This window comes from Type-D symbiont of Plautia stali, assembly GCF_001485335.1.
Classification (GTDB): Bacteria; Pseudomonadota; Gammaproteobacteria; order Enterobacterales; family Enterobacteriaceae; genus Pantoea; species Pantoea vagans_C.
In genome coordinates, this window is the sequence record NZ_BBOC01000229.1 from 1 (window position 1) to 232 (window position 232).

The following is a 232-nucleotide window of genomic DNA, read 5'->3' on the forward strand; positions in this document are numbered from 1 at the left end:
TTAACCTATGTATTCAGTTAACGATGATGCACAGAGTGCACCGGGTTTCCCCATTCGGACATCGTCGGCTGTAGCGGTTCATATCACCTTACCGACGCTTTACGCAGATTAGCACGTCCTTCATCGCCTCTGACTGCCAGGGCATCCACCGTGTACGCTTAGTCGCTTAACCTCACAACCCACAGGCGTTTTTCAACGCATGCAAGCTGCAAGCATTTGAGAGACTCGAACA

1 rRNA gene is annotated in these 232 nt (G+C 50.9%); it reads right to left on the reverse strand.

Annotation, left to right across the window (positions count from 1 at the left end):
• A 23S ribosomal RNA gene (locus PSSD_RS26125) occupies positions 1 to 172 on the reverse strand; the annotation flags it as partial.
• Between the last annotated feature and the right edge of the window lie 60 nt (positions 173 to 232).